This window comes from Bacteroides sp. AR20, assembly GCF_964250605.1.
Classification (GTDB): Bacteria; Bacteroidota; Bacteroidia; order Bacteroidales; family Bacteroidaceae; genus Bacteroides; species Bacteroides uniformis.
Map to the genome: position 1 here is coordinate 13,469 of NZ_CAXUGK010000038.1, position 12,407 is coordinate 25,875.

Annotated in this window: 11 protein-coding genes; 8 read left to right on the forward strand and 3 right to left on the reverse strand. The window is 47.5% G+C overall.

The genetic code is table 11. The features are described 5' to 3' along the window. Positions 1–2: 2 nt before the first annotated feature. The 8 genes from prfA (at position 3) to miaA (ending at position 8,222) form a co-directional block, all read left to right on the forward strand. On the forward strand, positions 3–1,115 hold the full coding sequence (gene prfA, locus ACESTD_RS16370; protein WP_005823698.1) for a peptide chain release factor 1: 1,113 nt from the start codon (positions 3–5) through the stop codon (positions 1,113–1,115). 34 nt (positions 1,116–1,149) lie between these two features. Then, positions 1,150–1,980 (forward strand): orotidine-5'-phosphate decarboxylase, encoded by an 831-nt coding sequence (gene pyrF, locus ACESTD_RS16375; protein ID WP_005835353.1) that lies wholly within the window; start codon positions 1,150–1,152, stop codon positions 1,978–1,980. A gap of 6 nt (positions 1,981–1,986) precedes the next feature. Further along, on the forward strand, positions 1,987–3,213 hold the full coding sequence (locus tag ACESTD_RS16380; RefSeq protein WP_005835351.1) for an HD domain-containing protein: 1,227 nt from the start codon (positions 1,987–1,989) through the stop codon (positions 3,211–3,213). Positions 3,214–3,297: 84 nt separating this feature from the next. Next, positions 3,298–4,338 (forward strand): UDP-3-O-(3-hydroxymyristoyl)glucosamine N-acyltransferase, encoded by a 1,041-nt coding sequence (gene lpxD, locus ACESTD_RS16385; protein ID WP_005823705.1) that lies wholly within the window; start codon positions 3,298–3,300, stop codon positions 4,336–4,338. 3 nt (positions 4,339–4,341) lie between these two features. Beyond that, on the forward strand, positions 4,342–5,727 hold the full coding sequence (locus tag ACESTD_RS16390) for a bifunctional UDP-3-O-[3-hydroxymyristoyl] N-acetylglucosamine deacetylase/3-hydroxyacyl-ACP dehydratase (RefSeq protein ID WP_373159015.1): 1,386 nt from the start codon (positions 4,342–4,344) through the stop codon (positions 5,725–5,727). Positions 5,728–5,864: 137 nt separating this feature from the next. After that, complete coding sequence (lpxA, locus tag ACESTD_RS16395; RefSeq protein WP_009037103.1) at positions 5,865–6,641, forward strand: acyl-ACP--UDP-N-acetylglucosamine O-acyltransferase; 777 nt, start codon at positions 5,865–5,867, stop codon at positions 6,639–6,641. Between the two features lie 55 nt (positions 6,642–6,696). Further along, positions 6,697–7,251: a hypothetical protein gene (locus tag ACESTD_RS16400; protein ID WP_057282010.1), complete on the forward strand. Its 555-nt coding sequence runs from the start codon at positions 6,697–6,699 to the stop codon at positions 7,249–7,251. 65 nt (positions 7,252–7,316) lie between these two features. Next, positions 7,317–8,222, forward strand: coding sequence for a tRNA (adenosine(37)-N6)-dimethylallyltransferase MiaA (gene miaA / locus ACESTD_RS16405; protein ID WP_087333005.1), 906 nt, complete (start codon positions 7,317–7,319; stop codon positions 8,220–8,222). Here miaA and ACESTD_RS16410 read toward each other — a convergent pair. The 3 genes from ACESTD_RS16410 to ACESTD_RS16420 all read right to left on the reverse strand — a co-directional run bounded on the left by ACESTD_RS16410 (position 8,198) and on the right by ACESTD_RS16420 (position 12,403). Beyond that, positions 8,198–9,436 (reverse strand): carcinine hydrolase/isopenicillin-N N-acyltransferase family protein, encoded by a 1,239-nt coding sequence (locus tag ACESTD_RS16410; protein ID WP_117958573.1) that lies wholly within the window; start codon positions 9,434–9,436, stop codon positions 8,198–8,200. The genes miaA and ACESTD_RS16410 overlap by 25 nt on opposite strands. Before the next feature lie 102 nt (positions 9,437–9,538). Beyond that, a complete protein-coding gene (locus ACESTD_RS16415) occupies positions 9,539–10,309 on the reverse strand; it encodes a TlpA family protein disulfide reductase (protein WP_373159014.1) in 771 nt (256 codons plus the stop codon). 12 nt (positions 10,310–10,321) lie between these two features. Continuing rightward, complete coding sequence (locus ACESTD_RS16420) at positions 10,322–12,403, reverse strand: M56 family metallopeptidase (RefSeq protein ID WP_117958574.1); 2,082 nt, start codon at positions 12,401–12,403, stop codon at positions 10,322–10,324. Positions 12,404–12,407: the final 4 nt, after the last annotated feature.

Consider the following 12,407-nt stretch of genomic DNA (forward strand, 5'->3'; position numbering starts at 1 on the left):
ATATGGCAGACAACAATACCATACTCGAAAAGCTGGAAGGGCTTGTCGCCCGCTTCGAAGAAGTGTCGACCTTGATTACAGACCCGGCAGTGATTGCGGACCAGAAGCGTTACGTCAAGCTCACCAAAGAATATAAAGAACTGGGCGACCTGATGAATGCCCGCAAAGAGTACATGCAAGTACTGGGCGGCATAGAAGAAGCCAAAGAAATTATCGCCAACGAAACAGACCAGGAAATGCGGGAAATGGCACGCGAAGAGCTGGATGCCTGCCAAACCCGCCAACCGGAACTGGAAGAGCAGATAAAGCTGCTGCTCGTCCCCGCCGACCCGCAGGATGGCCGTAATGCCATCCTCGAAATTCGTGGCGGCACGGGTGGTGACGAAGCGGCAATCTTTGCCGGCGACCTCTTCCGCATGTACACCAAGTACTGCGAATCCAAGGGATGGAGAATGGAGATATCCAGTGCCAACGAAGGTGCAGCCGGCGGTTTCAAGGAAATTGTCTGCTCCGTGACGGGCGACAATGTATACGGCACACTGAAATATGAATCGGGCGTGCACCGCGTGCAGCGCGTACCGGCCACAGAAACGCAAGGACGGGTACACACCTCAGCTGCCAGCGTAGCCGTGCTTCCCGAAGCCGAAGAGTTCGACGTAGTTATCAACGAAGGTGAAATCAAGTGGGACACCTTCCGAAGCGGTGGTGCCGGCGGTCAGAACGTGAACAAGGTGGAATCCGGCGTGCGCCTGCGCTACAACTGGAAGAATCCCAACACAGGCATAGTCGAAGAAATCCTCATCGAATGTACCGAGACGCGCGACCAGCCCAAGAACAAGGAACGCGCCCTCTCGCGCTTGCGTACCTTCATCTACGACAAGGAACACCAGAAGTACATCGACGACATCGCCTCCAAGCGTAAGACGATGGTCAGTACTGGCGACCGCTCCGCCAAGATACGCACCTACAACTATCCGCAAGGACGCATCACGGACCACCGCATCAACTACACCATCTACAATCTCGCCGCCTTCATGGACGGAGACATCCAAGACTGCATCGACCACCTGATTGTGGCGGAAAATGCAGAAAGACTGAAAGAGAGCGAACTGTAAGGCAGTGATAAGTAACCCGTAACTAAAAAATAATATGAACAAACAGCAATTATTCGAGAACATCAAGCGCAAGAAGTCATTCCTTTGCGTAGGTCTTGACACCGACATCAAGAAAATACCCGAACATCTTCTGAAAGAGGAAGACCCTATATTCGCTTTCAACAAAGCCATCATCGACGCTACTGCCGACCTCTGCATCGCCTACAAGCCCAATCTGGCATTTTATGAGAGCATGGGCGTGAAAGGCTGGATAGCTTTCGAGAAAACCGTAAACTACATCAAGCAGAACTATCCCGACCAATTCATCATCGCCGACGCCAAACGCGGTGACATCGGGAACACCTCTGCCATGTATGCCCGTACCTTCTTCGAAGAGCTGGATATAGATTCCGTAACCGTAGCTCCCTACATGGGCGAAGACAGTGTGACCCCGTTCCTTACGTACGAAGGCAAATGGGTAATCCTGCTTGCGTTGACCAGCAACAAAGGCTCACACGACTTCCAGCTGACGGAAGACACCAACGGCGAACGCCTCTTCGAAAAAGTGCTCCGCAAATCCCAGGAGTGGGCCAGTGACGAACAGATGATGTACGTAGTAGGCGCCACACAAGGCCGCGCCTTCGAAGATATCCGCAAGATTGTTCCCGAACACTTCCTATTGGTTCCCGGCGTAGGCGCACAAGGCGGCTCCCTGGAAGAAGTCTGCAAGTATGGCATGAACAAGACTTGCGGCCTGATTGTCAACTCCAGCCGTGGCATCATCTACGTGGACAAGACAGAGAACTTCGCCGCCGCCAGCCGAAAAGCAGCCCAAGAAGTGCAGGCACAGATGGCGGAAGAGTTGAAAAAAGTGATTAACGACTAACGCTTAATGTTCGAAAGAAAGATTATCAACGACCCTGTCTTCGGGTTCATCAACATACCAAAGGGGTTGTTGTACGATGTTGTACGACATCCCCTTTTGCAACGTCTAAACCGTATCAAGCAACTGGGGTTGTCCTCTGTCGTATATCCCGGTGCGCAGCATACACGGTTCCAACACTCTTTGGGAGCCTTCTACCTAATGAGTGAGGCCATCCAGCAACTTGCCACCAAAGGAAACTTTATCTTCGACAGCGAAGCCGAAGCTGTGGAAGCCGCTATCCTGATGCACGACATCGGCCACGGCCCCTTCTCCCACGTACTGGAAAATACCATCGTGCAGGGCGTCTCCCACGAAGACATCTCCTTGATGCTGATGGAACGTATCAACAAGGAAATGAACGGACAGTTGACACTCGCCATTCAAATTTTCAAGGATGAATACCCCAAGCGCTTCCTGCACCAACTGGTAAGCGGGCAACTGGATATGGACCGCCTGGACTACCTGCGCCGCGACAGCTTCTATACCGGAGTGACCGAAGGCAACATTGGCTCCGCCCGCATTATCAAGATGCTGGATGTAAAGGATGACCACCTGGTAGTAGAGTCCAAAGGCATCTATTCTATTGAGAACTTCCTCACTGCCCGCCGCCTGATGTACTGGCAAGTCTATCTGCACAAAACCTCCGTTGCCTACGAGAAAATGCTGATTAGCACCCTGCTCCGCGCCAAGGAACTGGCAAGCCGCGGCATAGACCTCTTTGCCTCACCCGCCTTGAAATTCTTTCTATACAACGACATCAGCCGGGAGGCATTCTACAACAATCCCGAATGTTTGGAGAATTTCATTCAGTTGGACGATAATGACATCTGGACTGCCCTCAAGGTATGGAGCCGCCATTCGGACAAGGTTTTGTCCACCTTGAGCGCCGGCATGATTAACCGAAACATCTTCAAAGTCGAGATTTCTACCGAACCTATTAGTGAGGAACGGAAAAAAGAACTAACTTTGCAAATCAGTGAACAACTGAACATCCCTCTCTCCGAAGCGAGATATTTCATCTCTACCCCCAGCATCGAGAAGAATATGTACGACGAGGCAGATGACAGTATTGACATCCTCTACAACGACGGCAGCATCAAGAATATTGCCGAAGCATCGGATATGCTCAATATCTCTCTTCTGTCCAAGAAAGTAAAAAAGTACTACTTATGCTACCAACGTTTGCATAGATAAGTATAAAATATTCACCTCAGGACAAGGAAATATAAAAAAAAAGTCCGTTATTTGCGTTTTGAAACCATCTAACAAGAATAAGACATGGAGTTCTCTGCTAAACAAATTGCAACATTTATCCAAGGAGAAATTGTTGGAGACGAGAATGCTACCGTTCACACCTTTGCGAAAATCGAAGAGGGAATACCGGGAGCCATCTCCTTTCTATCCAACCCCAAATATACCCCCTACATATACGAAACCCAATCAAGCATTGTTCTGGTAAACAAGGACTTTGTTCCGGAACAAGAAGTGAAAGCCACCCTGATTAAAGTGGACAATGCGTATGAAAGTCTTGCTAAATTGCTAAATCTTTATGAGCAAAGCAAGCCAAAGCGGGTGGGAATTGACTCTCTGGCCTTTGTTGCCGAGACAGCTAAAATTGGCAAGGATGTTTACATTGCGCCTTTTGCCTGCATTGGCGAATACGCAGAGGTGGGAGACAATACGGTCATTCATCCGCACGTCACGATTGGCAGCGGTGCCAAAGTGGGCAATGACTGTATTATTTACGCTAACTCCACCATCTACCACGATTGCCGGGTAGGAAACCACTGCATCCTGCACTCCGGTTGCGTTATCGGTGCAGACGGTTTCGGCTTCGCCCCCACTTCCGAGGGCTATGAAAAAATACCGCAAATAGGTATCACTATCCTGGAAGACCATGTGGAAATCGGTGCCAACACGTGTGTGGACCGTGCTACTATGGGAGCCACCATCGTACATAGCGGTGTGAAACTGGATAATTTGATTCAGGTGGCACACAATGATGAAATAGGCTCCCACACCGTAATGGCGGCGCAAGTAGGTGTAGCAGGTTCTACCAAGATAGGAGAATGGTGCATGTTCGGCGGGCAGGTAGGCATTGCAGGTCATATTCATATTGGCAACAAAGTGAACCTTGGCGCACAGTCTGGTGTTCCCAGTAGCATAAAGGACGGTAGCCAGCTTATCGGTACCCCTCCTATGGAGCTGAAACAATATTTCAAGGCATCCATCGCACAAAGAAGTTTGCCGGAAATGCAAGTGGAACTGCGCCAGCTCCGCAAAGAATTGAATGAACTTAAACAACTATTAAATAAGTAACCAATGTTAAAACAAAAGACTCTAAAAGATAGCTTTTCGCTTAGTGGAAAAGGTCTTCATACGGGACTTGACCTAACCGTTACTTTCAATCCTGCTCCGGATAACCATGGATACAAAATCCAACGTATCGACTTGGAAGGACAGCCTACCTTCGATGCCGTTGCAGACAACGTATCCGAAACTACCCGTGGAACTGTAATCTCCAAAAACGGAGTAAAGGTGAGCACAGTGGAGCATGGTATGGCAGCCCTCTATGCATTGGGTATCGATAACTGCTTGATACAGCTAAACGGACCGGAATTTCCCATTCTGGACGGAAGCGCCCAATATTATGTCAACGAAATAGAGCGCGTAGGCACTGTAGAACAAAATGCCGTAAAAGATTTCTATATCATCAAGTCCAAAATTGAATTCCGTGACGAAACAACCGGCTCTTCCATCATCGTGTTGCCGGACGAGAACTTCAGCTTGAATGTATTGGTATCATACGATTCCAACATCCTCCCCAACCAGTTTGCAACGCTGGAGGACATGACGAAGTTCAAGGATGAAATCGCCGCAAGCCGTACTTTCGTGTTTGTACGCGAAATTGAGCCGTTGCTGCAAGCCGGTCTTATCAAGGGCGGCGACCTTGACAATGCGATTGTTATTTACGAACGCGAAATGTCCCAGGAGAACTATGACAAGCTGGCCGACGTGATGGGTGTTCCTCATATGGACGCCAAACAATTGGGATATATCAACCACAAACCTTTGGTGTGGCCCAATGAATGCGCCCGCCACAAGTTACTTGATGTCATCGGTGACCTGGCCTTGATAGGCAAGCCCATCAAGGGCCGTATCATCGCTACCCGCCCGGGACACACTATCAACAATAAGTTCGCCCGCCAGATGCGCAAGGAAATCCGTTTGCACGAAATACAAGCCCCTACCTACGACTGCAACCGCGAACCGATTATGGATGTAAACCGCATCCGCGAACTTCTGCCTCACCGTTACCCGATGCAATTGGTGGACAAAGTCATAGAAATAGGTGCCAACTACATTGTAGGTGTCAAGAACGTAACTTCCAACGAACCTTTCTTTCAGGGACACTTCCCGCAGGAACCCGTAATGCCCGGTGTGTTGCAGATAGAGGCAATGGCACAGACGGGAGGTTTGCTTGTACTGAATTCAGTGGACGAACCGGAACGTTACTCCACCTACTTCATGAAGATTGACGGTGTGAAATTCCGCCAGAAAGTGGTACCGGGAGACACGCTCATCTTCCGTGTAGAGCTGATGGCCCCCATACGCCGCGGCATCTCCACCATGAAAGGTTATGTGTTCGTAGGCGAAAAGGTGGTCTGCGAAGCAGAGTTTATGGCACAAATAGTTAAGAACAAATAATAAAATTTACGATTAGACTATTTACGATTTACGATTCAAATTACTCGTGAGAATTATCACATTCGGATAAAATCGTATATACAGTAAATCGCAAGTATTCTCAATCGTAAATCGTAAATAGCTAAATCGTAAATAATATGATAAGTCCCTTAGCGTATATTCATCCCGAAGCTAAAATCGGGGAAAACGTAGAGATTGCTCCTTTTGTTTTCATTGACAAGAATGTGGTAATCGGTGATAACAACAAGATTATGGCAAACGCCAACATTCTGTACGGTGCACGCATCGGTAATGGAAACACCATTTTCCCGGGAGCCGTTATCGGTGCCATTCCCCAGGATTTAAAGTTCAGAGGGGAGGAAAGCACTGCTGAAATCGGAGACAACAATATCATACGTGAAAACGTAACTGTCAACCGCGGTACAGCTGCCAAAGGCAGAACCATCGTCGGCAATAACAATCTCCTAATGGAAAGTGTGCACGTGGCGCACGATGCCCTGATAGGCAACGGCTGTATCATTGGCAACTCTACAAAAATGGCGGGTGAAATTGTCATCGACGATTATTCCATCATCAGCGCCAATGTACTGATGCACCAATTCTGCCATGTGGGCGGTTATGGTATGATACAGGGCGGCTGCCGTTTCAGCAAGGACATCCCGCCGTACATCATTGCCGGACGCGAGCCTATCTGCTATGCGGGAATCAATGTGGTAGGGTTACGCCGCCGTGGCTTCTCCAACGAGACCATCGAGAAAATCCATGATGCCTATCGTATTATCTATCAAGGCGGTCTGAACAATACGGATGCCTTGAAGAAAATCGAGGATGAAATGGAAATGACACCGGAAATAAGCTATATCGTAAACTTTATACGTGAATCAGCCCGCGGCATTATCCCCGCAGGAAAATGAAAAACGTATGATTTACACAAAATCAGAAGTCAGAAATCATAAATTATAAATCATCATGATCTACAGATTTACAATCATCTCTGATGAGGTGGACGATTTTGTCAGAGAAATACAGATAGACCCGGAAGCTACCTTTTATGACTTCCATGAAGCGATTCTAAAGTCGGCAGGCTACACCAACGACCAGATGACTTCTTTCTTCATTTGCGATGATGACTGGGAAAAAGAGAAAGAAATTACGCTGGAAGAAATGGACGACAATCCGGAAATGGACAGTTGGGTGATGAAAGAGACCCAGCTGAGCGAACTGGTTGAAGACGAGAAGCAGAAACTTCTCTATGTATTCGATTATATGACTGAACGCTGCTTCTTCATCGAGCTTTCTGAAATCATTACCGGAAAAGAAATGAAAGGCGCCAAATGCACCAAGAAAGCGGGTGAAGCTCCCAAGCAGACCGTTGACTTTGAAGAAATGGCAGCTGCCGGCGGTTCCCTGGATTTGGACGAAAACTTTTACGGCGACCAAGACTTCGATATGGAAGATTTCGACAAAGAGGGTTTCGGCGGTTTGGACGAAGCCGGGAACTCCTTCGAAGAAGAAAAATATTAAACAGACATTATTCCCCTTCAGAAAGGCGCGGATTGTTATGGTTCGCGCCTGAATTTTATACCCGCATGCACACCCTAATCGTACTTATCGGCCCCACCGGAGTAGGCAAAACAGAATTAAGCCTCCGATTGGCAGAACATTTCCATACTTGTATCGTCTCGGCCGATTCGAGACAACTCTATGCAGATTTAAAGATAGGCACGGCTGCCCCTACACCGGAGCAGCTGCAACGGGTACAGCATCACTTCGTCGGTACCCTAAAGCTGACAGACTATTACAGTGCCGCCCAATACGAAGCGGAAGTGATGAAGCTGCTGGAAGACTTGTTTACAAAGCATAACACCATACTGCTGACCGGAGGCTCAATGATGTATGTAGATGCAGTCTGTAAAGGCATTGACGACATTCCGACCGTAGATGCCGATACACGCCAGCTCATGCTGCACAAATACGAAACAGAAGGTCTGGAAAGACTTTGTGCGGAACTTAAGCTGTTGGACCCGGAATATTACAAAATAGTAGATTTGAAAAACCCAAAACGCGTAGTCCATGCTTTGGAAATCTGCTATATGACGGGCAAGACCTACACTTCCTTCCGCACCCAACAAAAGAAAGAACGCCCCTTCCGTATTATCAAAATAGGATTAACGCGTGACCGGGAAGAGCTTTATGAACGCATCAACTGCCGGGTGGACCAAATGGTGGAAGAGGGTTTGGTGGAAGAAGCGCGCATGGTCTATCCGCATAAAAGTCTAAATTCCCTGAATACAGTAGGCTACAAAGAAATATTCAAGTACCTGGACGGCGAATGGACATTACCCTTTGCCATTGAGAAGATAAAGCAGAACTCACGCATCTATTCCCGTAAGCAAATGACCTGGTTCAAACGGGACGAGGAAATCCGCTGGTTCCACCCGGAGCAGGAAAGGGAAATACTGGAATACTGTCATTGCTCCATCAAAGGCGTATAAGCCTTTCGGACAAGTGCTTCCACATCTTGATAAAGCTTCTGCATTTCTTGAGAATCAATGCTTCCTTGCTGTCTCCAACTGTCCAACAATGGGCATGTACGGCGAAACACCTCCGCCTCCACCGGAACAAGCTGTTGCATATAGCCGTTATTCTCCATATTGTACAGTTTTTCCCAATTCAGATAACGATTGGTTCCCATCCCCTGATTGTAACAGAAGACATTATTGGAAAGCCGGAGTGACCAATCACTGAGCGGAGCGGCAGCACACGCCTTGTCCCAACATACCATCGAAAGCAGAAATTTATCCGCATCCTTCACCCAAAGTGGCACGGCAATGCCCGTAGGAGGATATCCCAGCATTGTCCACATCGTAGTAAGTTCCGCCTTCTCACCCGGTTTTACGCCCTGCACCACAATGGAACAAGAAGTGCTGTTACGGGGAATAAAATCCTGGTCGACAAACCAACCGGAACCTTGCGGGCGATTAAACTTCCCGCTCCTCAAATCAATATCGAGCATGCCATTGCGAAACGAACGTGAAAGATCATTGAAGATACCCTGTGGCGTAATTCCCCCCATTGCAGAAGCTCTCATCAGTACCCGGTCTGCCTCCATATAGCGTACATAACCCGCTCCCCGGTTCACCTCACCGGCAAAAGAAAAGTTCGTACGGGCAATGTAACCGTAAGGAGCATCCTTCGGATCATTGGCATCATACATCGTATATTTATAGTAATCCACCTCAAACATGGCGGCACCGCCTTTGGCATCAATCACGCCAAAATTGGCTTCTATCAGGCTGGGCTTGGTGATGGTATCAAGAAAATGGCAGAAGTCCTCCACCGTGGCACAAACCTCCAAAGCACGGTAGATAATCCTCCCGTTGGCTGCCCCCCGTTCTTCCCCATCTTTCACTTCCACCAGATTGTAGGATTGGGTGTTCATCAAGGCAAAACCAACGGAGTTTGTACCCATCCATGCCTCTTTCAAGGCAGGAAAGTTAGCACTATTCACATCGGCAATGAAGTTATACTTCTCCCCTTTTATATAAGCAACATGATTTCGCAGATAGTCCGTATCACGGTTTTTCCATAGCAACGGACGGCCGTCAGGAGTAACCTTTCCAGAAACGACGGCAGATGTACAAGCCAGAACCGGCTCAGCAGTGAGTGCCGCAAGCAGTCCCAATATTAAAAAAAGATGTTTTATCATAACCTTCCCCTTCCTTAGATTTATATTCGCAAAGGTATGATAATCTGTGAAAGAGCAAAAGAAATCCTCTGAAATCCTTATCCCCTATTCATCAAGAAAGAATTATTCGCTGACAAGTTTCTGCAACTTATCCTGCATATACCGAAGTTTCGCAGTTCCAGTACCTTGTTCTATATGGCGGATAATGCCTTTCTTATCCACCAGTATAGTGACCGGCATACCGCTCACATGAAAGGTCTCGAAGAAAAACAAGTCATCGGCTATCTGGGTAAAGAGAAAAGGACGGCTCTCTACAATTTTCTTTATTTGTGCAGCACTGTCAAAAGTCGTAGCAAGATAGGTTACATCAGGATAGACTTCCATCCATTTGTTCAGCTCCGGCATTTCACGGATACAAGGACTACAGCCGGTATACCAGAAGTTCAGGACCATAGGACGTCCCGTCACATCGGTATTGCTCCACTCCTTCCCTTCCGTATCTTTCACTTTAAAATCCGGGAAAGCCTTCCCTATCCATTCTTCCTTCTTCAAAGTCTGCACGGCACCGCTTATCGGCCATTTCTTCCCCATCCCTCCGCGGTAACTCATCAAGAAGGCTTCCGCACCAAGGACCTCTTCGGCAGGAGTGGCGTATTTTCTTACATCCTCAGGCAGCGCAAAGCCTTTGCGCAAACGGAGTTCCGTAACCTCGTGTCCCACGCCGTCCTCATGTGTAATGAAGGTTGCCACATTGTCCGAACTCACACAAGGCGGCATGCCTTCGAAGAAAAGCCCGTCCACCAAATAATATTTCTTACCGGCTGTCTGGGCAGAGCAAAGCCCTGCCCCCACAGCTATCAGAATTAGAAACAAAGAGAGAATTTTCTTTATCATAGTTGTTAGAGACTATTCATTTTTTAGTGTAATCGTAAGCTTGGGTCGTGCCTTCACTTTGCCGGTAGCCATGCCTATATACGAAGCAACCAATACAGCATCCTTAGAAGGTACAGAAAGGACAAAATTACCATTGACATCGGTAACGCTTCCCGTAGTGGTACCTTCTATCAGAACAGCCGCACCAATAATAGGCTCGCCCTGCTCATCCACCACTTTGCCTTCCACTTTCATATTACCTTGAACGGAAGTCTTTTCTACAGCTTTAGTTTTTTTAGTAGCAATGTAAATCTCACCTTTTCCACCTGCCTCTTTCTTCACCTCAATGCTCTCAATATTCTCCGCAGGTATTAAATCATCGATAGTTTTAGTACCCAAATCAACCTTTTCTCCATCAATATAAATAGTCTTCGTTAAATCAAGACTACCGTTATGCTGTACTTTAGCGTTCTCTGTCACCTCTTTATCCCGACGGATAACTATACCTGGAGTTCCTTGTTTCAAGGTTATCAAAAGAACACCATTCTTTCCCTTTTCTCCATATAATTCCGTGGCAGATTTATCTTTCAAAACCGTTACACGCTCTATCTTATTAGGATCCAATGCACTCATGACAGATGGCGTCACCTCTTTTCCATCCACAATATACAGTGGTTCTTTCCCATTACCTGCATATCCTTCAACTGTAATACCATTGGCAGAAGAAGTTTTCTCAAGTTTGTCATCATCCAAACTGAACATCACCGGAACCGTATATTTCACCGCCACCGGCTGCCCCTTCTGTCTCCCTGGTTTCCACTTCGGCATATTACTTATCAAACGCAACGCTTCAGCATCCATATCCTTATCTACAGAACGGAGAAGTTTCGGTTCCTTGATACTTCCATCTTTATCCACCACAAATTGGACAGTCACACGCCCTTGCGTACCTTTCTCTTTGGCAGATGCCGGATAGCGCATATTGTCTTTCAGATAACTCATAAGAGCACTCATTCCACCTCCAGGAAATTCCGGCATCTCCTCTGCCACCTCGAAGACCAGAGTTCCCTTCAACCGCTTGCGGACTTCCGCCGGTACATACTTCACATCGGCAGGCTTCGTAGTGTCACCTGCACTTTCCGCCACTTTTGTTTCTACAATTGCAGCCAAATCGTTAACTTTGACGCTTGAAATCTTCTCCACTTTATCGGAGACTTCGGGACGGGCAAAAGCTGTCACTGCAATGGCAGCTACCGGAAGTACATAAAGATACTTCAAACGTGCCCACGGGCTTGATTTTTCTTTTAACATCATAGTGATACGTTTTTTAAGTTTACTGTGATTAAAGCTGTTGGCCATAGAGTAGAGCCTTGTGCCGACAGCTTTTTTTATTAATAATAGTTGATACTGTTTTGCATCCACACCCTCCTTTATCACCGTTTCATCCGCTTCAAACTCATGGATATTCTGCAATTCCTGCTTCAGGAGCCATGATGCCGGATTGAACCACTGAAAGAAAATGCAGACATCAGCCACCAGCAAGTCCCAGGAATGGCGGTTATGGATATGGGCAAGCTCGTGGATAAGGATTTCCCGTCCGTTCTCCTCCAAGTCTTTCCGTGAAATGACAATATATCCCATCCAACTGAACGGAGCGATGTCACAGTTGTGTACAATCAAAGTAACGCGCTCTTTCCTGCCCGGTAAGTAGCTGCCGATATCCTCTTTTTTACCCGATTTCAGCAACATCAGTAACCGTACCAACGAATATACGTTGCGGAAGGCAAAGAAAACGATTCCTGCCAGATAGACAAGCAGCGCCACTTGTATCCAGGTGACTGTTGCCGTTTCAGTCCTTGCTCCGGCCTCAGTGGCATTCACTGCATCCGCCATCATCAGCAACTGCTCCAATGTCAGCATCGTCTGGTGCACTTCCGTCTCCTGCTTCACACTTACCTCTACCAAAGGCAATAGGCAGGACAACAGCAAAATGCCCAACAATGAAAAACGGTTGAAACGATGAAACGTCTCGCGTGCCAGCAACAAGCGATAAAACAAATAGAATATCGCCAGGCAAACAGAAGATTTGAGTATATAAACAAAAAACAGACCCATGGTA

Bases quoted from the DNA above. Each gene is read 5' to 3' on its own strand.
- ACESTD_RS16420 (WP_117958574.1), bottom strand. From the start codon at position 12,403: ATGGGTCTGTTTTTTGTTTATATACTCAAATCTTCTGTTTGCCTGGCG.
- miaA (WP_087333005.1), top strand. From the start codon at position 7,317: ATGCACACCCTAATCGTACTTATCGGCCCCACCGGAGTAGGCAAAACA.
- pyrF (WP_005835353.1), top strand. From the start codon at position 1,150: ATGAACAAACAGCAATTATTCGAGAACATCAAGCGCAAGAAGTCATTC.
- ACESTD_RS16380 (WP_005835351.1), top strand. From the start codon at position 1,987: ATGTTCGAAAGAAAGATTATCAACGACCCTGTCTTCGGGTTCATCAAC.
- lpxA (WP_009037103.1), top strand. From the start codon at position 5,865: ATGATAAGTCCCTTAGCGTATATTCATCCCGAAGCTAAAATCGGGGAA.
- ACESTD_RS16390 (WP_373159015.1), top strand. From the start codon at position 4,342: ATGTTAAAACAAAAGACTCTAAAAGATAGCTTTTCGCTTAGTGGAAAA.
- ACESTD_RS16410 (WP_117958573.1), bottom strand. From the start codon at position 9,436: ATGATAAAACATCTTTTTTTAATATTGGGACTGCTTGCGGCACTCACT.
- ACESTD_RS16415 (WP_373159014.1), bottom strand. From the start codon at position 10,309: ATGATAAAGAAAATTCTCTCTTTGTTTCTAATTCTGATAGCTGTGGGG.
- ACESTD_RS16400 (WP_057282010.1), top strand. From the start codon at position 6,697: ATGATCTACAGATTTACAATCATCTCTGATGAGGTGGACGATTTTGTC.
- prfA (WP_005823698.1), top strand. From the start codon at position 3: ATGGCAGACAACAATACCATACTCGAAAAGCTGGAAGGGCTTGTCGCC.
- lpxD (WP_005823705.1), top strand. From the start codon at position 3,298: ATGGAGTTCTCTGCTAAACAAATTGCAACATTTATCCAAGGAGAAATT.